This is a genomic window from Caballeronia sp. HLA56, assembly GCF_054655155.1.
Genome location: NZ_BAAHOB010000001.1, coordinates 456081 through 482987 on the forward strand (window position 1 = coordinate 456081; position 26907 = coordinate 482987).

The window sequence follows — 26907 nt, forward strand, 5'->3', positions numbered from 1 at the left end:
ACATCATGAACGAAGTAGCAAGACTGGGGCACACGCGGATCGTGCTGGTCGAAGACGATCCCGAAAGCAGGGCATCACTGCAAATTTTGCTGGAAGAAGAAGGCGCCGATGTGATCGCCGTAGCCGACGCCGAAGACGGCGCGGAAGCCGCGATCCGGAATCTTCCCGATGCGGTGATATGCGATCTCGACCTTCCCGGAATGGACGGTTTCTACCTCGTGCAACGTTTGCGCGACCACGAAATACGGGGCAATCTCCCGCCTTCCGTGGCCATCGCGCTGACGGGACACGACGGCGACGAATACCGATTACGAAGTATTGGCGAAGGATTCCAGCATTTCATGACGAAGCCCGCGCATCCCGATGAACTGGTGGCGCTGATCCAAGACGCGCTGTCGGCACGTGTGGTGACTTGACTTCGCATTTGTCTTGCGCGAGCGGCGTCGGCTGCAAGCGCAAGGCAGCGGGAAAGGGCAGGCGATAAGCGGCTACGAGCGGTCGCGATTGCGGGCGCGCGTTGCGCCGGTAATGACGGCGATGCCGAGCAGGATGACGGCTACGATGGCGATCGTATGTTGCGACACGTGCATGGCAACGAGCCCCCACGCTACGCCGCCGATGAAAATCAGCCAGCCCACCAGATAAATGATCAGCGTCACGGTTTCTCCTGTTGTCCCTGTGTGCGTGTGAAAGAGATGCGCCCTCGGGCGCGCGGACATTATCCTTCGACGTATGCTCGCGTGGTGTCAGCTTGCAAGTCGCATACCAACGCTCACGATAACAATACGAGGCAACAGCGTGCTCACCGTCCATCACCTCAATAATTCCCGCTCGCAACGCGTCCTCTGGATGCTCGAAGAACTCGGCGTCCCGTACGGGCTGAAGCGTTACGAGCGCGATCGCAACACAATGCTCGCGCCGCCCGAACTACGCGCCGTGCATCCGCTCGGCAAGTCGCCGGTCATCACGGATGGCGCGCAGACCATTGCGGAATCGGGCGCCATTCTCGAGTATCTCGTCGATCGCTACGGCGAAGGGCGTTTCTCGCCGCCGCATGGCGCATCGCCGGAACGCGTGCGCTTCAACTACTGGATGCATTACGCCGAAGGCTCGGCCATGCCGCCGTTGCTGCTCAAACTCGTGGCCTTGCGCATCGGCAGCGCGAAGATGCCGTTCTTCGTGAAGCCGATCGGCCGCCGGATCGCGCAGACCATGCAGACCAGTTTCATCGATCCGCAATTGAAGCTGCACTTCGGTTATATCGAAAGCGAACTCGCAAAGTCCGAATGGTTCGCGGGCGACACCTTCAGCGCCGCCGACGTGCAAATGAGCTTTCCACTCGAAGCCGGCAGTCAGCGCGCGGGCGCGAAGAGCTTGCCGCATGTGCGCGCGTTTCTCGAACGCATTCACGCGCGGCCTGCCTATCAGCGTGCGCTCGAGCGCGGCGGCCGTTACGATCTCGCGGGATAGCGTCGGATAGCGCCCGACGCTTCGGCGCGCGCCGTTGCGTACAATGAAGCGCGACTTCATCGCAGATGCAACCAAGCTCCAAGGCAAGCATGGCTCGAATCGTTCCCGACGACTGGAAGAACCTGGAAGCAACCGGCGCAGCGGCCCGCGAGCTCGAAACGCTCGCGCTGCTGGAAAAGCTGCCCGAGGACTACACGGTGTATCACGGCGTGCACTGGACGCGCGTCAACGAAGGCTTCTCCGTCTTCGGCGAAGCGGATTTCGTGGTGGTCGCGCCATCGGGCCGCGTGCTGATGATCGAGCAGAAAGCCGGTTTCCTGCGCGAGACCAGCGCGGGGCTCGTGAAGGTCTACTTGCAGAAGGAACGCAACGTCGCCATTCAACTCGCGCGCACGCTGGAAAATCTGCATCGGCGCTTTACTGCGGCGTTCGGCGCGGGAACGTATCGCATCGAGGAACTGCTGTATTGCCCCGACTACACGGTGAAGGACGCGGCCATTGCCGGCGTGCCGCCCGGACGTATCGTCGATGCAAGCCGCAAGGCGCAACTGCCGAAAGTCGTGCTGGAGATTCTGCCGCCCGACGAGCCGCGCTTCGAGTCGGCCGCGCGCATCCATCACTTTCTCGCCGATGAACTCTCGCTCACGCCCGATACCAACGCGCTCGTCGGCGCAGCCAACACGCTCGTCACGCGCCTTTCAGGCGGTTTGGCGACATGGGCGCGCCGGCTGGAGTTTTCGCCGTTTCGCTTGCGCGTGATCGCGACCGCCGGCGCGGGCAAGACGCAACTCGCCGTGCGCGTCATGCGTGACTCGCTCGCGGCGGGCAAGAGCGTGCTGTACGTATGCTTCAACCGGCCGCTCGCGGATCATATCCGCGCGATTGCGCCGAAAGAGGCGAGGATCGCGAATTATCATCAGCTGAGCGCCTCGGTGGCGCGCGATGCCGGCAGTCCGCCCGACTTCTCCCAGCCCGATGTCTTCGCGACGCTCGAAGAACGCTTCGCCGCCGTGCCCGTGCCCGAGCACTGGAAGACGGATGTGTTGATCGTTGACGAGGGACAGGATTTTCAGCCGGGCTGGGTCGAACCGCTGGAACGGTTGCTGAATCCGGACGGCGCGTGGTGGTGGCTCGAAGATCCGATGCAGAACCTGTATCTGCGCGACCCCGTGCCGCTGCCCGGCTGGACCATTCTGCGCGAGACGACCAATTACCGCAGTCCGCGCGATCTTCTGGGCTTCATCCGCAAGATCGTCGGTCCGGGCGCGCGGCTGGATGCGGGCAGTCCGTTCGATGGCTCGGACGTGACTATCGCCACCTACGAGAACGGCCATTCCGACGAAGTGATCGAGGCGACCAAGCGCGCCATCACGCAGGCGCTCTCGCTCGGCTTTCGCAAGCAGGACATCGCGGTTCTGTCGTTTCGCGGGCGCGAGGGTTCGGCGCTCACGCCCGTCGATCATCTCGGGCCGCATCGGTTGCGCGCGTTCACCGGCACGTACGATCTGTTCGGCAATCCGGAGTATCGCGAGGGCGACGTGCTGCTCGAATCGATCTATCGCTTCAAGGGACAATCCGCGCCGTGCGTGATCCTCACCGAAGTCGACTTCGACGTGCTCGATGAACAAGCCGCGCGCAAAGTCTTCGTCGGCGCGACGCGCGCGACCATGAAGCTGATCGTGGTCGCGTCGGAGCGGGCGGCAGCCGCCATCGAAGCGCTGCCATAAAGCAATGTCCGTCATAGCCGCCAAACCTGCCGCGCCCGGCGTGCCCGGAAGGCCGTGGTTTCGCCGTTTCTGGTACGCGGCGCTGATCGTGCTCGCGGTGGCACCGCCTATCGGCGCGGTCGGCTACATGCTTTATTCGGGGCTGTTGGCGAGCGATTCGCATCGCTTCGCGCTGCCTTACGACGGCCTCTATTGGGACGCGGCGCAATTTCAGATCGACTACGAACGTTTCGAGAGCCAGGTGCTGCTGTTCCGTGGCGGAATCGATGAAGACGCCGATGCCGTGCGCGCAAGCTACCGGCAGCTACGCGCGCGGCTGAAGCAGGTCGCGGAATCGAACGATCTGCTCGCCGGACACGACACGCTGCGCAATCGTCAGCAGGAAATTCTCCGGCAGATCGACACCGCGCTCGGCTCCGTCGAAACCGATGTCGAGGCATTGCGCGCCGACCATCAACGCACGCTGCGCACCATCGGCGTGTTGCGGCAGAACGCGCCCGCCGTCGCGGAACTCGCGAGCGGCCGGCGTCTGATGGAAATCGTCGGGCGCGATTCCGTGGTGCGCGACTTCGAAAAGAAGCGCACGTATCTGATCTACGGTGGCATTCTGCTTGGGCTTTTATCGGCGGCGGCCACGGCGCTATTGCTGTTCAACGGCTACCGGCGCACGCGTCTCATCGAGCAGCAACGCGCCGCGCTCAGCGCCGAGCACCAGGCGACCCGCGCCGCGCGCGAGGCGGGCGTCGCGAAAGACACGTTCCTCGGCATGATCAGCCACGAACTGCGCACGCCGCTGCACGCCATCGTCTCGTCGGTCGAGCTTCTCGGGCTGAATCTGCGCGCCGAGGCGGATCGCAAGATCATTCAGCGGCTTGAAGCAGGCGCGCGCCATCTCGAAGCGCAGATGCGCGATCTCACCGACTACGCGCGTCTCGGCGCGGGCAAGCTCGAACTGCGCATGGCCGTGTTCGATCCCGCGGAACTGCTCGATTCAATCGTCGATGCCAACACGCCCGCGGCCAACGCGAAAGGTCTTGCGTTACGCGGCGGATTCGAAGGCGCGCGCGGGCCGCTCGAATCGGACCCGCATCGCGTGCGGCAGATCGTGACCAACCTCGTGACCAACGCCGTCAAATACACGGAGGCAGGTTCCATCGACGTGCATTTCGTGCGCGCCGACAAGCGCCTCGACATCTCCGTGGTGGACACCGGACCCGGCATCTCTCGCGAACAATTGCCGCTCATCTTTCAGGAGTTCACGCAACTGGATTCGTCCAGCACGCGGCGCTTCGACGGCGCGGGCATGGGTCTCGCGGTCGTGCGCGGCCTGGTGAATTTGCTGGGCGGGACGATCGAGGTATCGAGCGAAGTCGGGCAGGGCGCGGCGTTTCGCGTAAGTCTGCCGGCGGTATCGGTGGACTACTTGCCGGAGCCGCGCGATGAAGCGATAGAAACGCCCGCCAGCGGCAGATCGCGCGTCCTCGTGATCGACGACCACGAAGCGATCCGCGATTCATTGACGGAAATGCTCACGCACCTGGGTTATTGGACAGTCGCAATGCCCGATGTGGACAGCGCACTCGCATGGCTGCGCGCCAACGACGCCGATGTGATCCTCGCCGACCTGCACATGCCGGGCAAGGACGGCTACTCGTTCGCCAACGAATATCGCGCGCGCCTTTCGCCGGGCGCGAGCGTGCCGATCATCGCGGTGAGCGCCTACGCGCCGGAACTCGTCGACCCGCGCGCGGCGATTCTCTTCTTCGATTATTTGCTGAAGCCCGTGCGCTATGACGTGCTGAAAGGCGCCGTGCACCGCGCCGTGACGGTGCGGCGGCGCGCGGCGTGAGCGGACTCAACTACGCAAAAGCCGCTTGGAAAGATCCGCGACGAGAATGCCGAGCCGCGCCGGTTTTTCGAAACACGTCACGTTATAGTCGCGAATCACCTGGCTGATTTCGGACTCGCTCGCCTTGCCGGTGGTTAATTCGCCTGTCAGCACGAAGATGGGCGCATCCGGATTGTCCGACTCGCGCACGTCGCGGATGGCGCCGGCTGACGTGTGTACGCCGAACAGCCAGTCGATCACCACGGCATCGAACACCTGCACTTGCAGCGCTTCGTGGAACGCGTCGAGCCCGTAGTAAGCCATCGCCGTGAAGCCGCTGAATTCCAGATAGTCGTGCAGATTGTCGGCGGAAGCGTGATCGTCGTCGACCACGGCGATGATCGGCTTCTCGATATCCGCGCGGCGCGGCAGGATCTCGATCTTGTGGACGTCGAACGCTTCGTGAAGCAGCACGCCTTCGTGACGCGAGACGATCCAGCGGTTATTCAGCTTCTGCGCGATGAAGTCGGGCCGGCTGCCCGCGTCCAGCGCATTTCCGACCCATGTCATGCAGGGAATTTCCAGCGAGCCGATCTTGAGCACCGCGTCGTGCGCCGTGCCTTCACTTTCGTCGGCGCGCGTGTCGATGGGTTCGAAGAGCTTGAGCGCGGCTTCGTCGAACGCGTCCGCGACCTTGCGAATTTGCGCGAGCGTCCACGGGCTGTTACCGCGCAGTTTGCGGTGCCCTTGCGAAAAACTCAGGTCGAGGATGCGGCACAGTTCCGCGGTTTGCTGCCGCTTGCCAATACCGTGGCGGGCCATGAGCTCACGCACGCGCTCAGCGACGGCGAGCGATTCCGATGAAGACGTTTCAGTGACCATACAGCCAAATGCGTAGAGGGGTGTCGACAAGGAAGCGGTTCGCGCGAGGCAAGACGCCTGAGTGCCACATTGTAAAGGGCGCGGCTGAGCGAACTCAAAACGGACCGGCGGACGATCGACAATGAGCTTGCATTTTACTTTCGTGCGATTGCTGCCGTCGTTCGTTGGCGCTCATTGAAGATCGTGGTTTACGAGGCGTGCGTAAGTGTTGCCGATCGACCCGCCAGGGGCGTCGGATCGGCGTCGCGAGCCGCGACGCTCGATTGCGCAACAGGCATCGGTTGCGGCGGTTTCAGGCAAATGCGGGCGCGGTTTGGCGCGCGGATTTTTGCACGACGGGCATTTCATCGAGCAGCGTGGAGAGCTGGCTTTCGGCGTCGCGTCCACTGAATTCGCGCAAGGTGGCAAGCAGCGTGCGCCACGGTGCGGGCCAGCGCGTCTCGCGGACGCAATGTCCGGTTGCGTCTGTGATGCGCAGTAGCGTGGTGTCGGGGAAGTACGTGAGCGTGACGGGCATTCCGTCGAGTACGCAAGTGGCAGTGCAGGCTTTCGGTGTGAACATGCTTTCTTATGTGAGTAATGTTCGGGCGCGGCCCGATTTATCGTCTGGTCAATGCGACCGTGAAGAGCTATAGCAACGCGCGTTCCCGACGATGGCTGCGAACGCTACTTGAACATTCGGAATCGGCTCCATCTTAAAAAGTCGCTTCGATAGTTAAACGGCGTTTTGCGAAGTTGGGGATAATTTGACCGAGATTATCGCTTTATACTGCGACGTAGCCAGTTTAAGGAGTTTCTCGTGTTCGTCGCCATTCTTCTCTTTAGCCCAATCGGTATCGCCGCTTTATTTGCCTTTGCCATGTTCGCCGACCGCGCCTTTCACAACCAGCACTTGGAAAGGTCTGGGACTGCAGTCCACCCCGAGACACCTCGGCGCATGTTCAAACTTCGCTCACGCGACGCAAAACCTGCTCGTCGATAAGCCAGCCGATCCGCTTTCGCTATCGAACGATTGCCCTTTCGAATTGTTGCGCTATTGCCGTGGGACTATAGTGCGTCTCACGGCATTCATTTCTTGCATGAATGACGCAACAAAAAGGAGACGAAAGGATGAACCGGATCGATCTGGCGGGCCGCACGGTGGTCGTAACAGGCGGCGCGCGCGGCATTGGCCTCGCGGTGGCGCAACGGGCGCTCGAATCGGGCGCGGATGTCGTGCTGTGGGACGTCGACGGCGAACGGCTGCAACGCACGACTGCGGAACTCTCCGCCAAGCATGAAGACCGCAAGGTGAGCGACGCAGTCGTCGAACTCACCGATGAAGCCTCTATCGAGGCGGCCGTCCAGAAAGCGCTCGCCGCGCACGGCCATATCGATGTCCTCGTGAACAACGCAGGCATCACCGGCGGCAACGGCACGACCTGGGAACTCGCTCCCGATGTCTGGCGCCGCGTCGTCGATGTCAATCTGATCGGGCCGTATCTCACTTGCCGCGCCGTCGTTCCGCACATGCTGAAGGCGGGTTACGGGCGCATCGTCAACGTGTCGTCCATCGCGGGCAAGGAAGGCAACCCGAACGCCTCGCACTACAGCGCGTCGAAGGCCGGGCTGATCGGGCTCACCAAGTCGCTCGGCAAGGAACTCGCGGGCAAGGGCATTCTCGTCAACGCGGTCACGCCGGCCGCCGCCAAAACCGAAATCTTCGATTCGATGTCGCAGCAGCACATCGACTACATGCTGTCCAAAATTCCGATGAACCGCTTTCTTCAGCCGCAGGAAGCCGCGTCGCTGATTCTCTGGCTCTCGTCGGAAGACTGCGCGTTCAGCACGGGCTCGGTGTTCGATCTGTCGGGCGGACGCGCGACTTATTGATATCGCCGTGATTGCTCGATCGCCATCATAAAAAAGCAAGGCGACCTGGAGAGAGACATGAATGACTCCGTTAGCGCGGAAGGCGCCGTCACGTCCCGCGTGATGCGCCGGCTGCTGCCGTTTCTGCTGCTCATGTATGTGCTTGCGTTTTTGGACCGCGCGAACATCGGTTTCGCGCAGAAGGCGCTGCAGCAGGACACCGGCCTCACCAATGCCGCGTTCGCGTTCGGCGCGGGCGTGTTCTTCGTCGGCTACGCAATCTTCGAGGTGCCGAGCAATCTGCTCTTGCATCGCGTGGGCGCGAAGCTGTGGATGTGCCGCATCATGGTGACGTGGGGTCTTGTTTCGGCGGCGATGTCCTTCGCGCACAACGCCACGACCTTCTACACGTTGCGCTTTCTGCTCGGCGTGGCGGAAGCCGGATTCTTTCCCGGCATCGTCTATTACTTGACGCGCTGGTTCCCGCAAAGCGCTCGGGCGCGTGCGCTCGGCGTGTTTTACTTCGGCGCGCCGCTCGCGTTCATCTTCGGTGCGCCTTTGTCCGGATTGCTGCTGGACTTGCACGGCGCGCTCGGCTTTTCGGGCTGGCAATGGCTCTTTCTGGTCGAAGGCTTGCTCGCGTCGATCTTCGGTGTCTGGGCGTTCTGGTATCTCGACGACGACCCCGCCCGCGCACGCTGGCTCACTCAGGATCAACGCGCGCTGCTCGTCGCGCGTCTCGATGACGACGCCCGCAACGCGTCATCGCACGGACCGCGTGGCGTGCTGGCGGCGCTCATCGATCCGCGCGTGCTGGTCTTGTGCTGCGCGTATTTCCTGATCCAGGCCGCCGTCTATGGCGTGGTGTTTTATCTGCCGCAACAAGTGTCCGCGCTGCTCGGAACCAAGGTCGGCTTTCGTGTCGGACTCGTGACCGCGTTGCCGTGGGTGGCGGCCGTCATCGTCACGTGGATCGTGCCGCGTTATGCGGATCGCACCGGCAAGCATCGCGTGTGCGCTATCGCGTTGCTCGTTATGTCGGGCGTCGCGATCGTCGTGTCGGGCATCGCGGGAACGCCGGTGGTATCGCTTTTCGCGCTGTGTTGCGCCGCGAGCGGATTCATCGCCGCCCAGCCGCTCTTCTGGACGTTCCCGACGCGTTATCTCACTGGCGCGGCCGCGGCGGCCGGCATCGCGCTCATCAACTCGTTGGGCGGCCTCGGCGGATTCTTTGCACCGATGGCCCGCACCGCCGCCGAAGCCGCATTCCATTCGACCAGCGCCGGACTCATGGTGCTCGGCGCGGCGAGCGTCCTGGCCGCGCTCGTGATCGTCGCCTTCGTGCGCGTGCCGCAGCGCGACGCCTCGCGCGATGCCCGCGCCAAACCCGCCAGCGCATCCTGAACAACAACGCCTTCAAACGGAGACAGACACTCATGTCCATGCCCACCATTCGCCAAGTGCGCGCTTTCACCGTTCGCGGCGGCGGCGCCGATTATCACGACCAGGGCGCGAACCACTGGATCGACGATCACATCTCGACGCCGATGGCGCGTTATCCCGAGTATCGCCAGAGCCGTCAGTCGTTCGGACTAAACGTGCTCGGCTCGCTCGTCGTGGAGATCGAGGCAAGCGACGGCACGGTCGGCTTCGCGGTGACGACGGGCGGCGAGATCGGCGCATTCATCGTCGAGAAGCATCTGGCGCGCTTCCTCGAAGGGCAGCGCGTGACGGATATCGAAAAGATGTGGGATCAGATGTATTTCGCGACGCTGTACTACGGGCGCAAGGGTATCGTGCTCAACGCAATATCGGGTGTCGATCTGGCGTTGTGGGATCTGCTCGCGAAGGTGCGCCAGGAACCCGTCTTCCAGTTGCTCGGCGGACCGGTGCGGGATGAACTCCAGTTTTATGCAACCGGCGCGCGGCCGGATCTCGCCAAGGAGATGGGATTTATCGGCGGCAAGATGCCTTTGCAGCATGGACCGGCCGAAGGCGAGGAAGGGCTCGCGAAGAACATCGCCAAATTGGCCGACATGCGCTCGAAAGTCGGTGACGACTTCTGGCTCATGTTCGACTGCTGGATGAGCCTCGACCTCAACTACGCGAAGCGCCTCGCGAACGCGGCGCGCGAGTATGGCCTGAAATGGATCGAAGAGGCGCTGCCGCCCGACGATTACTGGGGCTATGCCGAACTGCGCCGCGCGGTGCCAGGCGGCATGATGGTGACGACGGGCGAACACGAAGCCACGCGCTGGGGTTTTCGCATGCTCTTCGAGATGGGCTGCGCGGACCTCGTGCAGCCGGATGTCGGCTGGTGCGGCGGCATCACGGAGCTCATCAAGATATCGGCGCTCGCGGATGCGCATAACGTGCTCGTGGTGCCGCACGGTTCGTCGGTGTATAGCTATCACTTCGTGGTGACGCGTCACAACTCGCCGTTCGCCGAGTTCCTCATGATGGCCGAGAAAGCCGATCAGGTCGTGCCGATGTTCACGCCCTTGCTGCTCGACGAACCCGTTCCGGTGAACGGCCGCATGAAGGTGCCGGAGACGCCGGGCTTCGGCGTGCGGCTGAATCCCGAATGCGCGTTGACGCGTCCGTACACTCATTGAAGGAAACGTTCATGCTGTTGAAAGACAAAGTGGTGATCGTGACGGGCGGCTCGCGCGGCATCGGCCGGGCGATCGCGCTGGCGAGCGCGCGCGAAGGCGCGAACGTCGCGATCAACTATTGGGGCGACAACGACAAGTCGTACGGCAAGGGCTACGCCGTCGAGTCGATCCTGCGCGAGATCGAGGCGCTTGGCCGTCGCGCGATTGCGGTCGAAGGCAATGTCGCCGAACACGAGACCGGCCGCGAACTCGTGCGCCGCACGGTGGACGCCTTCGGGCGCGTCGACGTGCTGTCGAGCAACGCGGGCATCTGTCCGTTCCATGCGTTTCTCGACATGCCGCCATCGGTCTATGAAACCACGGTCGCGGTGAACCTGAACGGCGCGTTCTACGTGACGCAGGCCGCGGCGAATCAGATGAAGGATCAAGGCACGGGCGGCGCGATCATCGCGACGAGCTCGATCAGCGCGCTCGTCGGCGGCGGCATGCAGACGCATTACACGCCGACCAAGGCGGGTGTGCATTCGCTGATGCAGTCGTGCGCCATCGCGCTCGGCCCTTACGGCATCCGCTGCAATTCGGTGATGCCGGGCACCATCGCCACCGACCTCAACGCCGAAGACTTGTCCGATACGGAAAAGCGCGCCTATATGGAAAAGCGCATTCCGCTCGGAAGACTCGGTGAACCGGACGATGTGGCGCAGTGCGTCGTGTTTCTGGCATCGGATCGCGCGCGTTACGTGACGGGCGCGTCGCTGCTCGTGGATGGCGGTCTCTTCGTCAACCTGCAGTGACCGCGAGCGACGACGCCGAATACTTGCGCAACAGCGCGATGAAGTATTCGGCGGGTTCGGAAAGCGTCTCGAACTTGCGGCGCAGCAAGCCGAAGCCCGACAGGCTCTTGCCGATTTCAATGGGCAGTTCCACCAGCAATTGCGCGCGCAGATAATCGCGCACGACGGATTCTGGCAGCATTGCGACGGCGTCGCTGTTTTGCAGCAGTTGCAGCGTCGCGAAGATGGACGCGCATTCCACGATATCGGCAGGCGTGGTGAGCCCGGCACGCGCGAGTTCATCCTCGAAGAGATGACGCGCGGGACTCGTGATCGGCTGGAGGATCCACGGCCAGCCGACGAGTGTATCGAGCGCGAGCGTCGTCTTCGAAACGAGTGGATGTCTGGCGCGCACGACGAGCCGCATGGCTTCGCGCGCAAGCGGTTCGAAATCGAAGTCGTTGTGCTGCAAAGGCGTGGTGAGACGGCCGAGCGCGAGATCGACTTCGCGGCGATGCAGCAGTTGCACGACCTGGTCGCTGGTTTCGCCGAGGATGCGCACGTTGAGCAGCGGCCGCTCCGACTTGAGTTCGGTTACGGCCATGGCGAGCACGTCGGGCGCGGCGCCCATGATCGCGCCGACCGTGAGTTGGCCATGTCCGCCACGGCGTTTGTTGTCGAGGTCGTCGGCGAAGCGGGTGAGGTCGGCGAGCGAGCGGCGCGCGTAGGCGAGCGCGGACATGCCGAGCGGCGTTGGCTGCATGCCGCGCGCGTTGCGCTCGAAGAGCAGGAAGCCGAACGCTTCCTCGATATCGGCCAGCATGCGGCTCGCGCTCGGCTGCGCGACGTTGATGGCGTCGGCGGCCTGGTGCAGATTGCGCGCGTCGTCGAGCGCGACGAGCAGCGCCAGATGCTTGAATTTCAGGCGATTGACGAGCGCCACCTGTGAGACGTTCTGATTCATTGTGGGTCCGCGGTGATGCAACGCAGTAGCTTCAAACCGATACGCATTTGCGATCGGCCAATCCTTCTTTCGGATTGTCGTGTTATCGGTCGGCGAATTATAGTCGCAGCACAACGAGCCGCGAACATTCGGGCTCACTAAACAAAATCAGGCGGTCCGCCATGGAGACAATGGCATTTCGCATGACCCTGAAGCCGGGCATGCGCGAGGAATACGAGAAGCGCCATCGCGAGATATGGCCCGAACTGGCCGATGCGCTCGTTGCAGCGGGCATCCGCGACTACTGGATCTTTTTCGACGAAGCGACCGGACATCTGTTCGCCACCTACAAGCGCACCGGCACGCATTCGACCGACGCGTTGCCGCACTTGCCCATCATGCGCAAATGGTGGGACTACATGGCCGAGCTGATGGAAACGCATGCGGACAACGCGCCTGTTGCCGTGCCGCTTGCGCCCGTCTTTCATCTTCCGTAATCGCGCATTTCCAAGCTCGTGAGGAACACCATCATGCAGGTCGTCGATCCGCATATCCACTTGTGGGATTTGTCCACGCATCACTATCCGTGGCTGGCGAATCCGCAGACATCGTTTGTCGGCGACGCGCGCGATTTGAAGCATGACTATCTGCTCGCCGATCTGTTGCGCGATGCCGGCGACATCGAAGTGCTGAAGATCGTGCACGTCGATGCGAACCACGATCCCGCCGATCCTGTCGAGGAAACGCGCTGGCTGCAAGGACTCGCCGACGACACCGGCCGCGGCATGCCGAACGGCATCGTGGCGGGCGCGGATTTAACGGCCGACGATGCGCCCGCCGTGCTCGAAGCGCACGCGGCCTTCGCCAACACGCGCGGCATCCGGCAGATTCTCAACGTGCATGAAAATCCGTTGTATGACTACGTCGGGCGGCACTTCATGCACGAGCCTCGGTGGCGCCGGAACTTCGCGTTGCTCGAGCGCTTCGGCATGTCGTTCGACTTGCAGCTTTATCCGTCGCAGATGAACGATGCCGCGCAACTCGCGCGCGAACATGCAAACACGCAGTTCATCGTCAATCATGCGGGGATGTTCGTGGACCGGTCTTCGGTCGAAGGATATCGCGCGTGGCGCGACGGCATGCGTGCGCTCGCGGCTTGTCCGAACGTCGCGGTGAAGCTGAGCGGCTTCGCCATGCTCGATCACGAATGGACAGTGGAGAGCTTCCGGCCGTATGTGCTCGAAACCATCGATACCTTCGGCGTCGGCCGCGCGATGTTCGCATCGAACTTCCCGGTCGACAGGCTTTTCGGTACTTACAAACAGCTGTGGAACGCCTACGCGCAAATCGTGAGCGACGCGAGCGACAGCGAAAAGCAAGCACTATTCGTGCGTAATGCGGAGCGGATTTACCGCATTTAATAGCAACGTTCGAAGACCGGAACTGGCGTCGGACTTGATCGAAGGCGTCGCGTGAAACCTGCGTAAGCGCTCAGGCGCAACGCCAAGGTCCACGGCGTTGCACAGGCCGGAGCAAGCGCCAGCTTCGGCCGACAAACAGGAGACAGCGCATGACAACCAACAAGCCGCCAAGACTCGAATTGCGGCACGCGAGCAAGGCGTTCGGCCGCGTGCGCGCATTGGGCGACGGCAGCCTGCAACTCTTCGCGGGCGAAGTCCACGCGTTGCTCGGCGAAAACGGCGCGGGTAAATCCACGCTCGTCAAACTGCTCGCCGGCGTGTATCAGCCGGATGCAGGCGAGATTCTGGTCGATGGCGAACCGCGCCGCTTCGCCAATCCCGCCGAGGCACGCGATGCCGGTCTCGCCGTCATCTATCAGGAGCCGACGCTGTTCGCGGACCTTTCCATCGCGGAGAACATCTACATGGGCCGGCAGCCGCGCGACCGGCTCGGACGCATACGCTACGACGAAATGCATCGCGAAGTCGATGCGTTGCTCGCGTCGCTCGGCGTGAACCTGCGCGCGCAACGGCTCGTGCGAGGCTTGTCGATCGCGGACCAGCAAGTGGTCGAGATCGCCAAGGCGCTTTCGCTCGACGCCAACGTGCTCATCATGGACGAGCCCACCGCCGCGCTCTCGCTGACGGAAGTGGAGCGGCTCTTTGCCATCGTGCGTGCGCTGCGTGAGCGGGATGTCGCGATCCTCTTCATCACGCACAGGCTCGACGAAGTCTTCGCACTGACGCAGCGCATGACCATCATGCGCGACGGCATGAAGGTCTACGACGCGCTCACCAGCGACATGACCATCGATGCCATCGTGAGCAAGATGGTCGGCCGCGATCTCGACACGTTCTATCCGAAGGCGGACGTGCAGCCCGGCGACGCGCGTCTCTCGGTCCGCAACCTGACGCGCGAAGGCGTATTCAAGAACATTTCCTTCGATGTCCGCGCAGGCGAGATCGTCGCGCTCGCGGGCCTCGTTGGCGCTGGACGCAGCGAAGTCGCGCGCGCCATCTTCGGTATCGATCCGGTCGATGGCGGCGAAGTGAAGATCGCGGGGAAGGCGCTCGCCCTCGGCCATCCGGCGGCAGCCGTGCGCGCGGGCCTCGCGCTCGTGCCGGAGGATCGCCGCGCGCAAGGGCTCGCGCTGGAACTGAGCATCGCGCGCAATGCATCGCTCACCGTGCTCGGCCGCTTGATGCGGCACGGGCTCATCTCCGCGAAAAGCGAATCGACGCTCGCCGCCGACTGGGGCAAGCGCCTGCGCCTCAAGGCCGGCGATCTCGATGCGCCCGTCGGCACGCTGTCGGGCGGCAATCAGCAGAAGGTCGTGCTCGGCAAGTGGCTCGCGACGAATCCGAAGGTGCTCATCATCGATGAACCGACGCGCGGCATCGACGTGGGCGCGAAAGCCGAGGTGTATCGCACGCTCGCCGAACTCGTGAAAGAGGGCATGGCCGTGCTGATGATTTCAAGCGAGCTGCCCGAAGTGCTCGGCATGGCGGACCGCGTGCTCGTCATGCACGAAGGCCGTATCAGCGCCGACATTGCTCGCGCCGATGCAAACGAAGAACGAGTGATGAGCGCCGCGTTGGGCGCATCGCCGCAAACCTTGGGACGCGCCGCATGATGACACGACACTCTCCCACCATGCCCGCGCTGCCTGCCGTCGAAACGAAACGCGAGAGTCTCGCGGGTTCGATCGCGAAGAGTCGCGAGCTCACGCTCTTCATCGTGCTGCTCGTGCTGATTGGCGCGACGGCTGCGGTGAAGCCGGACTTCCTGAATCTGCAGAACCTGCGTGACGTGCTGCTGAATGTGTCGATCATCGGCTTGCTGACGGCCGGCATGACGATCGTCATGCTGATGCGGCATATCGATCTGTCGGTGGCGTCGATCGTCGGCGTGAGCGCCTATGCGGTCGGCAGCCTCTTCGTGATGAACCCGCACATGCCGGTGATCGTCGCGATGTGCGCGGGCATGGGCGTCGGGCTCGTGATCGGCGCGGTGAACGGCGCGCTCGTCACCTTCGGGCGCGTGCCGTCGCTCGTCGCCACGCTCTCGACGCTGTATATCGTGCGCGGCGCGGACTACGCGTGGGTCCACGGCGGCCAGATCAACGCGACGAGTCTGCCGGATAGCTTCGCCACGATCGCAACCGGATCGCTGCTCGGCGTGCCGAATCTCGTGTTGATCGCGCTCGTCGTGCTGATCGCGTTGTCGGTGTATCTGAAGCAGTATCGCGGCGGCCGCGAGCATTACGCCATCGGCTCGAACCCCGAAGCCGCGCGTCTCGCGGGCATTCGCGTGGACCGCCGCGTGATGATCGGCTTCCTGCTGTCCGGCGCGATCGCCGGCCTTGCGGGCGTGCTGTGGCTTGCGCGTTTCGGCACCGTCGATGCCAGCACGGCGAAGGGCATCGAGCTGCAGGTGGTCGCGGCGGCGGTGGTCGGCAGCGTTGCGATCACGGGCGGCGTCGGCACGGTGGCGGGCGCGACGCTTGGCGCGCTGGTGCTGGGCGTCATCAACATCGCGCTCGTGGTGTTGCGCGTGTCGCCGTTCTGGCAGCAGGCCATTCAAGGCGCGCTGATCGTCGCGGCGATCGCGCTGGATACGTTGCTCGCGCGCTCGGTCGCGCGCCGCATGATGAGGAAACGCGATCATGGCTAAACCCGACTCGGCTCTTTCCACGGCAAAACGCCGTCATCTGCAATGGGAGGCGATGCTCGCCATCGTGCTGGTCGTTTCGCTGATCGGCGGACGCGTGCTTTCGCCGATGTTTCTTTCCGGCGCGAACCTCTCGAACATGCTCGCCGATTTCACCGAGATCGCGCTGATCGCCTTGCCGATGACGCTCATCATCGTCGCGGCGGAAATCGATTTGTCGGTGGCGTCGGTGCTGGGCGTGTCGAGCGCGTTGATGGGCGTGCTTTGGCACATGGGCTTGCCGATGCCGCTCGTCATCGCCATCGTGCTCGTCGCGGGCACAATGGCCGGGCTGCTCAACGGGCTCGTGATCGTGCGCTTCAATCTGCCATCGCTTGCTGTCACCATCGGCACGCTTGCGCTGTTTCGGGGTCTCGCTTACGTGTTGCTCGGCGATCAGGCCATCGCGGACTTTCCGGCGTCGTACACGTCGTTTGGCATCGATACCATCGCGGATACCTTCCTGCCGATGCCCTTCGTTCTCGTGATCGCGGGCGCGCTCGTCTTCACGGTGCTGTTGCAGGCGACGCCGTTCGGTCGCAGCCTCTTTGCCATCGGCGCGAACCCCACAGCCGCGCAGTTTTCGGGTATCGACGTGGCGAAGACCAAGATCAGGCTCTTCATGCTGTCCGGCGCGATGGCGGCGCTCGCGGGCATCGTCTATACGCTGCGTTTCACCAGTGCGCGCGGCGACAACGGCGAAGGCTTCGAGTTGTCCGTGATCGCGGCGGTGCTGTTCGGCGGCGTGAGCATCTTCGGCGGACGCGGGTCGATGATCGGCGTGCTGCTGTCGCTCGTCATCATCGGCGTGCTGCGCAATGCGCTGACGCTCGCGGATGTATCGAGCGAAACACTGACCATCGTGACCGGGGCGCTGCTGCTGTCCTCGGTGCTGATTCCCAATCTGGTCGCGCGCTGGCGGGCCGCGCGTGAAAGACGCTTCATGGCGCAGACGTCGTAGGTGTTGAAGGCTGGTCGAGGGTGAATTGAAGAACGTTGATAACCAGCGCAACGGTTTGTCCAAGGGCAAAACTTGCGCGCAATGACAGGAGACATACATGAAAAAACCGTATCGATTCTCACGCGGGCCGGTGCTCGCGGCGGCTTTGCTGGCCGCCACCGTGGCACTTGCTGCAAGCGCCGCCGAGCTGAAGAGCGGGTTGAAGATCGCTTTCCTGCCCAAGCAGATCAACAACCCGTACGAAGTCATTGCCGATGACGGCGGCATGGCCGCGATCAAGGAGTTCAAGGGCGATGGCAAGGTCGTCGGCCCGTCGGATGCGGGCGCGTCGTCACAGGTGAGCTATATCAACACGTTGATCACGCAGCGGCAGAACGCCATCGTGATCGCCGCCAACGACGCCAACGCGGTCGTGCCGTATCTGAAAAAAGCGATGTCGCAGGGCATCAAGGTCGTGACTTTCGACTCGGACACCGCGCCCGACGGACGGCAAATTTTCGTGAATCAGGCCGAATCGGAAGCGATCGGACGTGGACAGATCCAGTTGCTGTCGAAGCTGATTGGCGGTGAAGGCGAATTCGCGATTCTCTCCGCGACGCCCAACGCGACCAATCAAAACACCTGGATCAAATGGATGCAGGACGAACTGAAGAAGCCGGAGTATTCGAAGATCAAACTCGTGAAGATCGCCTACGGCAACGATGACGATCAAAAATCATTCGTGGAGACGCAGGGCCTGCTGCAGGCTTATCCGAACCTGAAGGGAATCGTGGCGCCGACATCGGTGGGCATCGCGGCGGCGGCGCGTTATATCTCGAGTTCGCCAGCCAAGGGCAAGGTCACGGTGACGGGTCTCGGCACGCCGAACCAGATGCGCGCCTTCGTGAAGAACGGCACGGTCAAGGCGTTCCAATTGTGGGACCCGGGTCAGTTGGGTTATCTCGCGGCGTACGCGGCGGCCAGTCTTGCGTCGGGCACGATCACGGGCAAGGAAGGCGATTCGTTCGAAGCCGGCAAGCTTGGCAAGCGGACCGTGGGAAAGAGCGGGGAAGTGATTCTCGGGCCGCCTACGACGTTCGATTCGGCGAATATCGATAACTTCAATTTCTGAGGTCGAAAGGGTAGTGGGAATCTGAGAGGTTGGCCCCGCGGTCGCGGGGCTTTTTTATTCGCGTATGCAAATGGGTCATCCACGAAACTATCCACAGTTTCTGTTGAAAGCTCTGTGGATAGCCGCTGCGTGACCCTTCCAACGCATTGTTCCGCAAAGACTTTCCGGAGCGTGGCGATTGCGCGTCAAGATCAGCGTAAGGGCTGCCCGTCCCTGAGCACTTGAATGGCCGTCGCCGATTCGAATTGCGCATGCACCATATCTCCGGACTTCAAGCCGTCAAGCGATAAGTCCGGCGCGACCGCAAGCGTCACCGTGTGGGTCGGGCCGCGTAGCGTGATCTCGCGCTTTTTCTTGTCGATGTGCTGAATCGTCGCCAGTATCTCCACCGTGCGCGCCTGCGCCGTCACGCCGTTCGTCGCCGGAACGGTCGCTTGCGTGTCGACGCGCTCACGAATCGCACCCGGCTTCGCCTTGACCGCGCGCATCAGCACGGCGTTGCGATACTCGATGTTCACCGTGTCGCCTATCTTGAGCTTCTTGACATCGGCGACCTGCGGATTGACGGCGACTTCCACGACGCGCCCCGCCGGCCCCTTTAGCGCGACGCTGTTCGTCACCGGGTCGATGCCAACCACATGCGCCTGCACTTGCGCCACCGCCGCCCCGGCTCGCGCTTGCGGTTCCGACGCGGCATCCTGCGCCGCAGCCGGCAAAGCCGAGCCACAAGCAAGCGCGACGAGTGCGCATCCGATCCATGAACTGCCTGCACGACGCGAAGTTCGAAGCATGGTCATCTCCTTTGATATGTGAACATCACCGGCATCAGCGTCGCGACTTCGACAGCAGATGCCCAAGCCCGAGATTGGTCGCGATCTGCCACACATAGACGCGCGAATAACGCACGCCGAAGCGCCGCTCGATCAGTTCGCGCAGACGCGAGTTGGTCCACGCGTCGCTCGCAAAACCATGCACGCGCGCCGGGCCCTGCAAGGCGGCCGCGATCCATTCGAGCGCCTCGCGGTCCAGCACCGATACCCGTCCGCCCACGCCCATTTTCGCGAGCTCGTCGAGCCCGCCATCGGACACGATTGCCTTGTAACGCTTCACCGTCTGCAAGGACAGATGCAGATGCTCCGCCACGGCCTGCACCGATGCCCCTTCGAGCAACATGCGCCCGGCTGTCATGCGCCGCTCGACGCTCGGCAGGGTAGTGGGCCGGGGCAACATGGCGCTCCTCGTTCGATACGCGTTTCGCGGACGCTATAAGTCAGCCGCGATGCAAGGCGAGGCCTGAGCGCGTGCTCCGCTTCCTCGTCTGTCGATGCAGCTGCCAATCAGTTTCGGTTTCGGTATCGTGGCGCGCGAGGCGTCGGTAAGCGTTCATGCGTTCCCCCTGTCGAGCAAAGACTGCGGGACCTGTTCGGCGTACTTGCGGTGTACTAACGGTGTGCTGGATGTAACGATGAAGTGTTCGCGAAACGGCGGCACTTTCAGGAAAGCCGGGTACTGGTCACCACCAATAAACGTTTTCCGCCGCGAAAGGGAACCATCGTCGAAATTTTTTAGGCTTGATTATTCGCGATGAATTGCCTATGCGCGAGGCTTCGCACGCACCGAGCCGCGCAATTGCATGCGTGTGCGTTTCGAATGTGCACGGCCGGTCGGCAAATGCGGGCGCGATTAACCACGCCGTCTTTGCGAAAAAACGGCGCGCGCAGAAGCACGCGGAGCATTCCGCTTGCATGGCCTGAGGTGAGAATGACGAAGGCGAAACGCCCATGCCTTACGAATCGCGCTTAATGACTACGCATAATGATGGCGTTTATTGGCCACCGTGCATGCGTATCCGAAAGGCGGGGAAACGAGGAAGGGCGTTACACGCGATAAAACTCGATATCCTGACCGGCATGCACGGCGCGCTTCAGCCATTCGGGCATGTCGCCCAGGCCGTCCCACGTGTCGCCGCTGGCGTTACGGAAAATCGGCGCTGCGCCGTCTCCGGATTGCGGCAGTGACGGCAATTGCGGCATGGCCCGAGCTGGCTTCGCCGTACCGTTGGCGCCGTTGGTCTTGGTAAAGGTAGGCGGCGGTTCGGCCGCTGGTGCGTCGGCCAATGCTTCGGCCAGCGCGCCTTCCGTAATGCCGAACTCGACCATCCGGCTGCGTAAATACGCGATGATGCTGTCTCGCTTTCTTTCGTCCACGGCTTTCCTGATTCAGCTTTTTGATTTGCGAAAGACGAACCGATGCCCCGCGCGGACCGGGGCGGCTCGATGACTAGGTTTGATATGTTTTATCCAGCGTGACGCACAGTGAAACGTGCGTCAATTAGTGTATTTACCGCAGACCGCGCTTATCCCATCACACGCGCCGCCCACACCGATTAATGTCCCCGCTGTGTCGGCTATATAACAGTAATACCGGCTTCGGACATTGGCTCGTGCGGGAATCGCCATGACGGACGCACGACTATAGTGCGCGCGGGAGGTCACGTCGGGAGGCTACGAACTGCGGGAAAGCGACACTCGAACCGCCCGGTTTCCCGAACGGCTGATGCGTCGCCTGAACGCTATTGTATGCTGCTTGCGCCAACTATTAAATTGTTTTAACGACTATGTTGTTCACCCGGCAATTCCGCACCGTGCGCGCGAATTGCCGCAATCAGTTCGGCGGGCGTAATTTCATAACGAACTTCACGATGAATACCCGGCTTGCGCTCGTCGATCTCGATCAGCAGAACAGCCTTGCCGTCGGAAGCGGGTTCGAGCCGAAGCGAACGCACTTCCTGGCCGCTCGATTCATCGTATTCCGTCAGGAGCGTCATGGCGCCCGTGGCGGCGCTTTTCGGCATCGACATTCTTCCTCCCGTCTTGCGACGTATTTGTTGTTGTCTTGCCGCGCCTCCTCTCTCATGCACGAATTTCGGGCGCACGACGAAGGCAGACACGGCGGATAAGCAGATGCGAAGCGCGCACGCGCCCCGCCTGTCTCATTATTGCCTGTCAAAAGCGCGCGCGTAAAGCGTAGGGGCTTTCCCGAATGTCGTGCGGCCTTCGTCGTTGCGCCGATTCAACCGCCGGCGGCAATCGAATCGCGTACTTCCGCCGTGATCTCGAACGAGCGCAGACGCGCCCGATGATCGAAGATCTGCGCCGTGACGATCAACTCGTCGGCCTGAGTCTGCTCGATCACCGAGCGCAAACCCGCTTCGACATCCGCACGCGCGCCGACCACCGAACACGCGAGCGACCGCTCGACGCCTGCGCGCTCGCCCTCGCTCCACGCGATCTGGTCGACGGGCGGCGGCAACTGGCCGGGCGTGCCGCGCCGCAAATTGATGAACTGCTGCTGCAGCGAGGTAAATAGAAAGAGGGCTTCATCGACGGTATCAGCGGCGAAGACGTTCACGCCGACCATCGCGTGAGGCTTCTTGAGCGTCGCCGATGGCCGGAACTGCGTGCGATACACCTCCAGCGCGGTCAGCAGATAATCCGGCGCGAAATGCGACGCGAACGCGAACGGCAGCCCGAGCGCCGCCGCCAGTTGCGCGCTGAAGAGCGACGAGCCGAGCAGCCAGATGGGCACATGAAGACCGGCGCCGGGCACTGCGCGCACGCGTTGTCCCTCGACGGGATCGGCGAAAAAACGCTGCAGTTCGACGACGTCGTCAGGGAAGGAATCGGCGCTGCCTTGCAAGTCGCGACGCAGCGCGCGAGCCGTGGTCTGGTCGGTGCCGGGCGCGCGTCCGAGGCCCAAGTCGATACGTCCCGGAAACAGCGACGCGAGCGTGCCGAACTGTTCGGCGATGACGAGCGGCGCGTGATTCGGCAGCATGATGCCGCCCGAGCCGACGCGAATGGTCTTGGTGCCCGCCGCGATATGGCCGATCACGACCGCCGTCGCCGCGCTGGCGATGCCCGTCATGTTGTGGTGCTCGGCGAGCCAGTAGCGGTTATAGCCCCAGCTTTCCGCGTGACGGGCGAGGTCGAGCGAATGCGCGAAGGCGTCGGAGGCGGTCGAGCCGAGCGGAATCGGTGAGAGGTCGAGAAGCGAGAAGGGGATCATTGCGACGTTCCGGATGCGTGGGACGGCGAGAAGCGTGGCCGTCAGCGTTCAGGCCCGGCTGGCGGACAAGCCGCGCCGATGCCTCGCGTTTAAAAGTCGATTGTGCCGAATGTGCGGGATTCTTGCCGAAGCGATCAGGCGAGCCGCGGATAGCCTTGCGCGATGGCATCGCGTTCGAGGTCGAGAATCGGCGCGTAGTCGGCGCGCGTGGGGCGCACGAAGCCGTCGAGCCGCAGCCGTTGCGCAAGCGCGGGATGGTCGCGTACGGAATCCGCGAGCGCGGCGGCGAGCCGCTCGATGCCGTCTCGCGGAACCCGCTTCGAGGCGATGAAAGGCAGCGCGGGCGAACTCGCCGTCACGCCGATTTCCCTGACGCCTTCGGCTAGTTCCGGCACATGTTCGCGCACGTAAGCAAAGGTCACGCAGTCGATGGCGGCGACATCCGCGCTTCGGTCCGTCGCGAGCGCTTGAAGCGAAGCCAGATGCCCGCCGCTTCGCTCGACCGAAGCGAAGAAGCGGCCCTCGCGGGCCAGCGGCGCGACCGCGTGACGCAGTAAGTTCATGCCGCTGTTGGAGTCGTCGCTGTTGTAGATGGCTCTGAGGCCGCGACAGTCGGCGAGCGTCGTCGCTTGCGTGTGCTTTCCGGCGACGATCACGCTGCGATAGCTGCCGTTCGCGCAGCCGGGGACATCGAAATTGGGCGTGGCGACGAGTTGCACGCGGCCTTCGAGCGCGTGAACGAGCGGATAACCGCAGGTTTGCGACAAGAGCAGATCGTCGCGTTGCCAGAAAGTGGTGAGATCCGCGCCCGGATCGACGATGTCGAGCGTATCAGCGCGTTCGTCCAGCCAGTCTGTCACCCGCGCTTTCACGTCCGTTAGCAGCGCGCGCCAGTCGGCAGCCAGCGCGGGCGTGACGTTGTACATCGGAAGGGCGGTGATCCATTGCATGGGCGAGCTTTGCGAGAAGCGAGAGCGCTCTATCGTACAGGGCGGCTCGACCGCAGGCCGATCTACGAAACCTTCGCCGAGCGCGAATCACGCGTGGACGCCGCAGCCCTGACCAGCACCGGCTGCCCGAAGCGCTTGGCCGCGCCGCGTTGCATCGCGTTCGTGCGCGTCGTGACGGAGGTATCGGCGATCCATTCCACCGGCGCGCGCGTCCCGCCCGCGAACGGATGCACCGGTGAAACCGCGCGCGCGAACGCATGCTTTTTGATCCACTCGCCGTACCCGCGCACGACAAATCCGCCATTGCTCGCGCCGTACGCTTCGCGCCGCTGCCGATACACCGCGCCCAGCGCAAACCACGGCACGCCGGGCAAGTCGTGATGCACCGAATGATAATTGTTGTTCAGAAACAGCAGTCGCCAAGGCCACGCGGCCTCGTTCAGAACGGTGCGTTCGCGGGCATCGCCTTCCGCGCGATGCTCCTGAAACGATCGCACCGAAGCCAGCGCCAGCGATGCATAGCCGACGCCGAACAGAAACGCGCGCCACGGAATGCCGCAACGGGCATCGAGCCACCATGCAAGCGCGGCAAGCGACGCTGCGTGCACGAGCCAGCTCGCGACGATCCGCCATTGACCTAGCGCGACCGCCTGCGCGGCTTCGCGCCACGAGGCGGCGATCGAGAACCATGGACCGATCAGCACGCGGCCCAAGAACGTATTGCGGGCAGCGAGGGCCGCGCGCAATACGACGCCCGCATTGGCCCACTGCTCCGGCGTGACGTAATAGCTTTCCGGGTCGCGGCCGGGCTCGGTCAGATGCGCGTCGTCGTGATGACGCAGATGCGAGTCGCGATACACCGCATACGGAAACCACACGGCGAGCGGCGCCAGGCCGAAAAGCATGTTGACGAGCGGCCAGCGCGTGGGATGTCCATGCAGCAGTTCGTGCTGCAGCGACATGTACCAGCACGAGAGCACCGCGAGCAGCGTGAGCGTGAGCGGCAAGCCGAGCGTGCGCGCATGGAGCGCCACGCCGAACCAGCCGCTGTACACCGCGACGATCACGAGCCACGTCGGCCACGCGCTGCGCCAGCGCCACGTCGCGCGTTGTTCCTGGAGTTGCTCGCGTTGCGCGTCGTCGAGATAGCGGGGCATGGCGAAAGTCGGGATAAGCGAAGTGCCATCCTAGCTGCGCGCTTCGATGCGCCCAACCAATGAATCCGCCTATGTTTTCCCCGCTCAGCGAATAGGAATAGGCAAAAAGTCATATATGCGGCAGGTCACGTGATTGCCGGTGAAAGCGCCGAACGCGCGGGAGTGGCCGCGCCGATTATTGGCCGCCCATCGAAGCGCGGTATCCTTTGACCCTTTGTGGCCCCAAATCCACCGACATGTCCCGATTTCACGACAGAGACGCCAACCCGAGTCACAGCGCGGGCATCGAGACTGCCGGGCGAATGGGCGCTTTCAGTCTGCGACGCAAGTCGACGCGCATGTTTGCCGGGCTCATCGTCTTCAATGTGCTCGCGTGGCTCTGGGCGCTCGTCGCGTTCCGGCACTATCCGGTGCTGCTCGGCACGTCGCTGCTGGCGTATTCGCTCGGACTGCGCCATGCCGTGGATGCCGATCACATCGCCGCCATCGATAACGTCACGCGCAAAATGATGCAGCAGGGTAAGCGTCCGCTTGGCGTCGGCATCTTCTTCTCGCTCGGCCATTCGACGGTCGTCGTGGTGGCGAGCGCGCTCATTGCCGCGACCGCGTTCGCCCTGCAGGGCCGCTTTGCGCAGTATCGTGAGATCGGCGCGGTGATCGGGACGTCCGTCTCCGCGCTTTTTCTCTTCGCCATCGCGGCGATGAATCTGTTCGTGCTGGGCGGCGTCTGGCGCGCATTCAGGCGCGTGCGTCGCGGCGAAGCATGGCGCGACGACGACGCCGATCTGCTGATGGCGGGCGGCGGACCGATCGCGCGCATCGCCCGGCCGCTTTTCCGCCTCATCAGCCGAAGCTGGCATATGTATCCGCTCGGCTTTCTCTTCGGACTCGGTTTCGACACGGCGACCGAGATCGGCCTCATGGGTATCGCCGCCGCGGAAGCCGCGCGCGGCATGCCGGTGTGGTCGATCCTCGTGTTTCCGGTGCTTTTCACCGCGGGCATGTCGCTCATCGATACCGCCGACAGCATGCTCATGGTCGGCGCCTATGGCTGGGCTTTCATGAAGCCGATCCGCAAGCTCTACTACAACCTCACGGTCACGCTGGTGTCGGTGCTGATCGCGGTGCTGATAGGCGGCATCGAAGCGCTCGGGTTGATCGCGGACCGGTTGCAACTGAAGGGCGGACTGTGGGACGCGGTCGCCGTGCTCTCCGAGCACTTCGGCGCGCTCGGTTATGCAATCGTCGGTCTCTTCGCCGCGTGCTGGCTTATCTCAGCGCTGATTTACAAGTGGCGCGGCTACGATTCGCTCGATGGCGGCATCGTCCGCTAGAAATGTCTTCAAACTGACTCGTCGGGCATTCTTTCTGCTTGAAAGCTTCGCCGCCGCTCATCCGATCCCTGCATCGAGCGGCTTTCAGGGAGAAAAACATGTCACAGCCGCAACCCGGCGCGCAGCAAGAAGAAACGTCCACCGAAGCTTCTCCCAAGGAAAGTTCCGCTGGCGCACAGTCGCCCAACCTCGATAACGCCGAGCGTGAACAGGCGGCCGAGCATTCGACGCCGCATGCGCTCGTCGTTCATGAAATCGTCCGCGAAGAAGGCGAGGCGGCGATGGAGCGGACCTTCGGCGCGCTGATGTGGTCGGCGCTTGCCGCCGGTCTTTCGATGGGTTTCTCGTTTCTCGTCCAGGCGATTCTCGAAAGCTCTTTACCGGAGACGAGTTGGCGTTCGCTCGTATCGAGCTTCGGCTATACGATCGGTTTCGTGTTCGTCGTGCTCGGACGCCAGCAGTTGTTCACCGAGAGCACGCTGACCGCTGTGTTGCCGGTGCTCACGCGCCGCGATATGAAGACGCTGTTCAAGACACTGCGGCTTTGGGCGATCGTGCTCGTCTTCAACCTTGTCGGCACGGCAATTTTCGCGGGCATTCTGCAGATCAAGGGCGTCTTCTCGCCGGAAGTCACCGAAGCGCTTGCCCACGTCGCCGAGATGCCGTTTTCCGCCGACTTCGGCGTTACGCTCGTGCGTGGTGTGTTTTCAGGTTGGCTGATCGCGTTGATGGTCTGGCTGCTGCCGAGCGCGCGCTCGGCGCGGCTGCTGACTATTCTGATCGTGACTTATACGGTTGCCGTGAGCAAGCTGACGCACGTGATCGCGGGATCGGTGGAAGCGGCCTATGCGGTGATGATCGGTGCGGCGAGTATCGGCGATTACTTTCTGGTCTTTATGATTCCGACCGTGATCGGCAATATGCTCGGCGGGATATCGCTCGTGGCGATCGTGAATCACGCGGCCATTGCGCCGGAAATCGAGGGAACGCCGCAAGGCGAGAAGTAACGGATAGGCGGCACAGGGCGTCGAGTAACCGGCAACGCCCTGATCGCTATCCGACCACAC

27 protein-coding genes are annotated in these 26907 nt (G+C 62.9%); 16 read left to right on the forward strand and 11 right to left on the reverse strand.

Annotated features, from left to right (window positions below; genetic code table 11):
- Window positions 1-5 precede the first annotated feature (5 nt).
- Window positions 6-416 (forward strand): response regulator, encoded by a 411-nt coding sequence (locus ACYQ47_RS02155; RefSeq protein WP_244828431.1) that lies wholly within the window; start codon window positions 6-8, stop codon window positions 414-416.
- A 72-nt stretch (window positions 417-488) separates the two neighbouring features.
- On the opposite strand, the gene ACYQ47_RS02160 is transcribed toward ACYQ47_RS02155, so the two are convergent.
- Window positions 489-659, reverse strand: coding sequence for a hypothetical protein (locus ACYQ47_RS02160; RefSeq protein WP_244828429.1), 171 nt, complete (start codon window positions 657-659; stop codon window positions 489-491).
- A 139-nt stretch (window positions 660-798) separates the two neighbouring features.
- On the opposite strand from ACYQ47_RS02160, the gene ACYQ47_RS02165 reads away from it, so the two are divergent.
- The 3 genes from ACYQ47_RS02165 (at window position 799) to ACYQ47_RS02175 (ending at window position 5046) form a co-directional block, all read left to right on the forward strand.
- Window positions 799-1470 (forward strand): glutathione S-transferase family protein, encoded by a 672-nt coding sequence (locus ACYQ47_RS02165; protein WP_459904332.1) that lies wholly within the window; start codon window positions 799-801, stop codon window positions 1468-1470.
- A gap of 89 nt (window positions 1471-1559) precedes the next feature.
- Entirely contained in the window at window positions 1560-3197 is a 1638-nt protein-coding gene (locus tag ACYQ47_RS02170) for an ATP-binding domain-containing protein (protein WP_459904333.1), read from the forward strand.
- Window positions 3198-3201: 4 nt separating this feature from the next.
- Window positions 3202-5046 carry an ATP-binding response regulator gene (locus ACYQ47_RS02175; RefSeq protein ID WP_459904334.1) on the forward strand — a complete coding sequence of 615 codons (1845 nt, stop codon included), beginning with the start codon at window positions 3202-3204 and terminating at the stop codon, window positions 5044-5046.
- A 6-nt stretch (window positions 5047-5052) separates the two neighbouring features.
- Here the strand turns inward: ACYQ47_RS02175 and ACYQ47_RS02180 are convergent, their stop codons facing one another.
- The gene (locus ACYQ47_RS02180) at window positions 5053-5907 is read right to left on the reverse strand and encodes a helix-turn-helix domain-containing protein (RefSeq protein WP_244828425.1); all 855 of its coding nucleotides are present in this window, start codon (window positions 5905-5907) and stop codon (window positions 5053-5055) included.
- 292 nt (window positions 5908-6199) lie between these two features.
- Window positions 6200-6469 (reverse strand): hypothetical protein, encoded by a 270-nt coding sequence (locus tag ACYQ47_RS02185; RefSeq protein ID WP_250493258.1) that lies wholly within the window; start codon window positions 6467-6469, stop codon window positions 6200-6202.
- Between the two features lie 548 nt (window positions 6470-7017).
- Here ACYQ47_RS02185 and ACYQ47_RS02190 point away from each other — a divergent pair.
- From ACYQ47_RS02190 to ACYQ47_RS02205, 4 genes are read left to right on the forward strand one after another with little or no spacing between them, the layout of a single operon-like run.
- Entirely contained in the window at window positions 7018-7779 is a 762-nt protein-coding gene (locus tag ACYQ47_RS02190; protein WP_250466764.1) for an SDR family NAD(P)-dependent oxidoreductase, read from the forward strand.
- Window positions 7780-7836: 57 nt separating this feature from the next.
- Entirely contained in the window at window positions 7837-9162 is a 1326-nt protein-coding gene (locus ACYQ47_RS02195) for an MFS transporter (protein WP_459904335.1), read from the forward strand.
- Between the two features lie 32 nt (window positions 9163-9194).
- Window positions 9195-10373, forward strand: a complete 1179-nt coding sequence (gene rhmD / locus ACYQ47_RS02200) for an L-rhamnonate dehydratase (protein WP_244828420.1) — start codon at window positions 9195-9197, stop codon at window positions 10371-10373.
- Between the two features lie 11 nt (window positions 10374-10384).
- Entirely contained in the window at window positions 10385-11167 is a 783-nt protein-coding gene (locus ACYQ47_RS02205; RefSeq protein WP_244828419.1) for an SDR family NAD(P)-dependent oxidoreductase, read from the forward strand.
- Here the strand turns inward: ACYQ47_RS02205 and ACYQ47_RS02210 are convergent.
- Window positions 11154-12110 (reverse strand): LysR family transcriptional regulator, encoded by a 957-nt coding sequence (locus ACYQ47_RS02210; protein WP_250509943.1) that lies wholly within the window; start codon window positions 12108-12110, stop codon window positions 11154-11156. The genes ACYQ47_RS02205 and ACYQ47_RS02210 overlap by 14 nt on opposite strands.
- A 161-nt stretch (window positions 12111-12271) precedes the next feature.
- Between ACYQ47_RS02210 and ACYQ47_RS02215 the strand changes: the two genes are divergently transcribed.
- The 6 genes from ACYQ47_RS02215 (at window position 12272) to rhaS (ending at window position 18331) form a co-directional block, all read left to right on the forward strand.
- A complete protein-coding gene (locus ACYQ47_RS02215; protein WP_459904336.1) occupies window positions 12272-12586 on the forward strand; it encodes an L-rhamnose mutarotase in 315 nt (104 codons plus the stop codon).
- Window positions 12587-12619: 33 nt separating this feature from the next.
- On the forward strand, window positions 12620-13510 hold the full coding sequence (locus ACYQ47_RS02220; protein WP_459904337.1) for an amidohydrolase family protein: 891 nt from the start codon (window positions 12620-12622) through the stop codon (window positions 13508-13510).
- Between the two features lie 149 nt (window positions 13511-13659).
- The gene (locus ACYQ47_RS02225) at window positions 13660-15183 is read left to right on the forward strand and encodes a sugar ABC transporter ATP-binding protein (RefSeq protein ID WP_459904338.1); all 1524 of its coding nucleotides are present in this window, start codon (window positions 13660-13662) and stop codon (window positions 15181-15183) included.
- Window positions 15183-16223 (forward strand): ABC transporter permease, encoded by a 1041-nt coding sequence (locus ACYQ47_RS02230; protein WP_459904820.1) that lies wholly within the window; start codon window positions 15183-15185, stop codon window positions 16221-16223. The genes ACYQ47_RS02225 and ACYQ47_RS02230 overlap by 1 nt, the downstream gene beginning before the upstream one ends.
- A complete protein-coding gene (locus tag ACYQ47_RS02235) occupies window positions 16216-17220 on the forward strand; it encodes an ABC transporter permease (protein WP_250509946.1) in 1005 nt (334 codons plus the stop codon). The genes ACYQ47_RS02230 and ACYQ47_RS02235 overlap by 8 nt, the downstream gene beginning before the upstream one ends.
- Window positions 17221-17317: 97 nt before the next feature.
- A complete protein-coding gene (gene rhaS / locus ACYQ47_RS02240) occupies window positions 17318-18331 on the forward strand; it encodes a rhamnose ABC transporter substrate-binding protein (protein ID WP_244828410.1) in 1014 nt (337 codons plus the stop codon).
- Window positions 18332-18522: 191 nt separating this feature from the next.
- Here rhaS and ACYQ47_RS02245 read toward each other — a convergent pair whose 3' ends face one another.
- From ACYQ47_RS02245 to ACYQ47_RS02275, 7 genes are all read right to left on the reverse strand, one after another.
- Window positions 18523-19122 (reverse strand): hypothetical protein, encoded by a 600-nt coding sequence (locus tag ACYQ47_RS02245; protein WP_244828408.1) that lies wholly within the window; start codon window positions 19120-19122, stop codon window positions 18523-18525.
- Window positions 19123-19156: 34 nt separating this feature from the next.
- Window positions 19157-19561 (reverse strand): helix-turn-helix domain-containing protein, encoded by a 405-nt coding sequence (locus tag ACYQ47_RS02250; protein WP_244828407.1) that lies wholly within the window; start codon window positions 19559-19561, stop codon window positions 19157-19159.
- Between the two features lie 647 nt (window positions 19562-20208).
- Window positions 20209-20538, reverse strand: a complete 330-nt coding sequence (locus tag ACYQ47_RS02255; RefSeq protein ID WP_244828406.1) for an H-NS family nucleoid-associated regulatory protein — start codon at window positions 20536-20538, stop codon at window positions 20209-20211.
- Between the two features lie 401 nt (window positions 20539-20939).
- The gene (locus ACYQ47_RS02260; RefSeq protein ID WP_370652151.1) at window positions 20940-21191 is read right to left on the reverse strand and encodes a hypothetical protein; all 252 of its coding nucleotides are present in this window, start codon (window positions 21189-21191) and stop codon (window positions 20940-20942) included.
- 212 nt (window positions 21192-21403) lie between these two features.
- Entirely contained in the window at window positions 21404-22399 is a 996-nt protein-coding gene (locus tag ACYQ47_RS02265) for a luciferase-like monooxygenase (protein ID WP_250493262.1), read from the reverse strand.
- Window positions 22400-22533: 134 nt separating this feature from the next.
- Complete coding sequence (locus ACYQ47_RS02270; protein ID WP_459904339.1) at window positions 22534-23349, reverse strand: phosphate/phosphite/phosphonate ABC transporter substrate-binding protein; 816 nt, start codon at window positions 23347-23349, stop codon at window positions 22534-22536.
- A gap of 62 nt (window positions 23350-23411) precedes the next feature.
- Window positions 23412-24506 (reverse strand): fatty acid desaturase, encoded by a 1095-nt coding sequence (locus ACYQ47_RS02275; protein ID WP_459904340.1) that lies wholly within the window; start codon window positions 24504-24506, stop codon window positions 23412-23414.
- Window positions 24507-24808: 302 nt separating this feature from the next.
- Here ACYQ47_RS02275 and ACYQ47_RS02280 point away from each other — a divergent pair, with 302 nt between their 5' ends.
- Together ACYQ47_RS02280 and ACYQ47_RS02285 are read left to right on the forward strand one after the other, a co-directional pair.
- The gene (locus ACYQ47_RS02280) at window positions 24809-25840 is read left to right on the forward strand and encodes a HoxN/HupN/NixA family nickel/cobalt transporter (RefSeq protein ID WP_309964081.1); all 1032 of its coding nucleotides are present in this window, start codon (window positions 24809-24811) and stop codon (window positions 25838-25840) included.
- A gap of 98 nt (window positions 25841-25938) precedes the next feature.
- On the forward strand, window positions 25939-26847 hold the full coding sequence (locus ACYQ47_RS02285) for a formate/nitrite transporter family protein (RefSeq protein WP_459904341.1): 909 nt from the start codon (window positions 25939-25941) through the stop codon (window positions 26845-26847).
- The last annotated feature ends 60 nt before the right edge of the window (window positions 26848-26907 follow it).

Excerpts from the sequence above, each read along its gene's own strand:
- ACYQ47_RS02155 (WP_244828431.1), top strand. The coding sequence starts at position 6 with ATGAACGAAGTAGCAAGACTGGGGCACACGCGGATCGTGCTGGTCGAA.
- ACYQ47_RS02170 (WP_459904333.1), top strand. The coding sequence starts at position 1,560 with ATGGCTCGAATCGTTCCCGACGACTGGAAGAACCTGGAAGCAACCGGC.
- ACYQ47_RS02175 (WP_459904334.1), top strand. The coding sequence starts at position 3,202 with ATGTCCGTCATAGCCGCCAAACCTGCCGCGCCCGGCGTGCCCGGAAGG.
- ACYQ47_RS02180 (WP_244828425.1), bottom strand. The coding sequence starts at position 5,907 with ATGGTCACTGAAACGTCTTCATCGGAATCGCTCGCCGTCGCTGAGCGC.
- ACYQ47_RS02185 (WP_250493258.1), bottom strand. The coding sequence starts at position 6,469 with ATGTTCACACCGAAAGCCTGCACTGCCACTTGCGTACTCGACGGAATG.
- ACYQ47_RS02190 (WP_250466764.1), top strand. The coding sequence starts at position 7,018 with ATGAACCGGATCGATCTGGCGGGCCGCACGGTGGTCGTAACAGGCGGC.
- ACYQ47_RS02195 (WP_459904335.1), top strand. The coding sequence starts at position 7,837 with ATGAATGACTCCGTTAGCGCGGAAGGCGCCGTCACGTCCCGCGTGATG.
- rhmD (WP_244828420.1), top strand. The coding sequence starts at position 9,195 with ATGTCCATGCCCACCATTCGCCAAGTGCGCGCTTTCACCGTTCGCGGC.
- ACYQ47_RS02205 (WP_244828419.1), top strand. The coding sequence starts at position 10,385 with ATGCTGTTGAAAGACAAAGTGGTGATCGTGACGGGCGGCTCGCGCGGC.
- ACYQ47_RS02210 (WP_250509943.1), bottom strand. The coding sequence starts at position 12,110 with ATGAATCAGAACGTCTCACAGGTGGCGCTCGTCAATCGCCTGAAATTC.
- ACYQ47_RS02215 (WP_459904336.1), top strand. The coding sequence starts at position 12,272 with ATGGAGACAATGGCATTTCGCATGACCCTGAAGCCGGGCATGCGCGAG.
- ACYQ47_RS02220 (WP_459904337.1), top strand. The coding sequence starts at position 12,620 with ATGCAGGTCGTCGATCCGCATATCCACTTGTGGGATTTGTCCACGCAT.
- ACYQ47_RS02225 (WP_459904338.1), top strand. The coding sequence starts at position 13,660 with ATGACAACCAACAAGCCGCCAAGACTCGAATTGCGGCACGCGAGCAAG.
- ACYQ47_RS02230 (WP_459904820.1), top strand. The coding sequence starts at position 15,183 with ATGACACGACACTCTCCCACCATGCCCGCGCTGCCTGCCGTCGAAACG.
- ACYQ47_RS02235 (WP_250509946.1), top strand. The coding sequence starts at position 16,216 with ATGGCTAAACCCGACTCGGCTCTTTCCACGGCAAAACGCCGTCATCTG.
- rhaS (WP_244828410.1), top strand. The coding sequence starts at position 17,318 with ATGAAAAAACCGTATCGATTCTCACGCGGGCCGGTGCTCGCGGCGGCT.
- ACYQ47_RS02245 (WP_244828408.1), bottom strand. The coding sequence starts at position 19,122 with ATGCTTCGAACTTCGCGTCGTGCAGGCAGTTCATGGATCGGATGCGCA.
- ACYQ47_RS02250 (WP_244828407.1), bottom strand. The coding sequence starts at position 19,561 with ATGTTGCCCCGGCCCACTACCCTGCCGAGCGTCGAGCGGCGCATGACA.
- ACYQ47_RS02260 (WP_370652151.1), bottom strand. The coding sequence starts at position 21,191 with ATGTCGATGCCGAAAAGCGCCGCCACGGGCGCCATGACGCTCCTGACG.
- ACYQ47_RS02265 (WP_250493262.1), bottom strand. The coding sequence starts at position 22,399 with ATGATCCCCTTCTCGCTTCTCGACCTCTCACCGATTCCGCTCGGCTCG.
- ACYQ47_RS02270 (WP_459904339.1), bottom strand. The coding sequence starts at position 23,349 with ATGCAATGGATCACCGCCCTTCCGATGTACAACGTCACGCCCGCGCTG.
- ACYQ47_RS02275 (WP_459904340.1), bottom strand. The coding sequence starts at position 24,506 with ATGCCCCGCTATCTCGACGACGCGCAACGCGAGCAACTCCAGGAACAA.
- ACYQ47_RS02280 (WP_309964081.1), top strand. The coding sequence starts at position 24,809 with ATGGGCGCTTTCAGTCTGCGACGCAAGTCGACGCGCATGTTTGCCGGG.
- ACYQ47_RS02285 (WP_459904341.1), top strand. The coding sequence starts at position 25,939 with ATGTCACAGCCGCAACCCGGCGCGCAGCAAGAAGAAACGTCCACCGAA.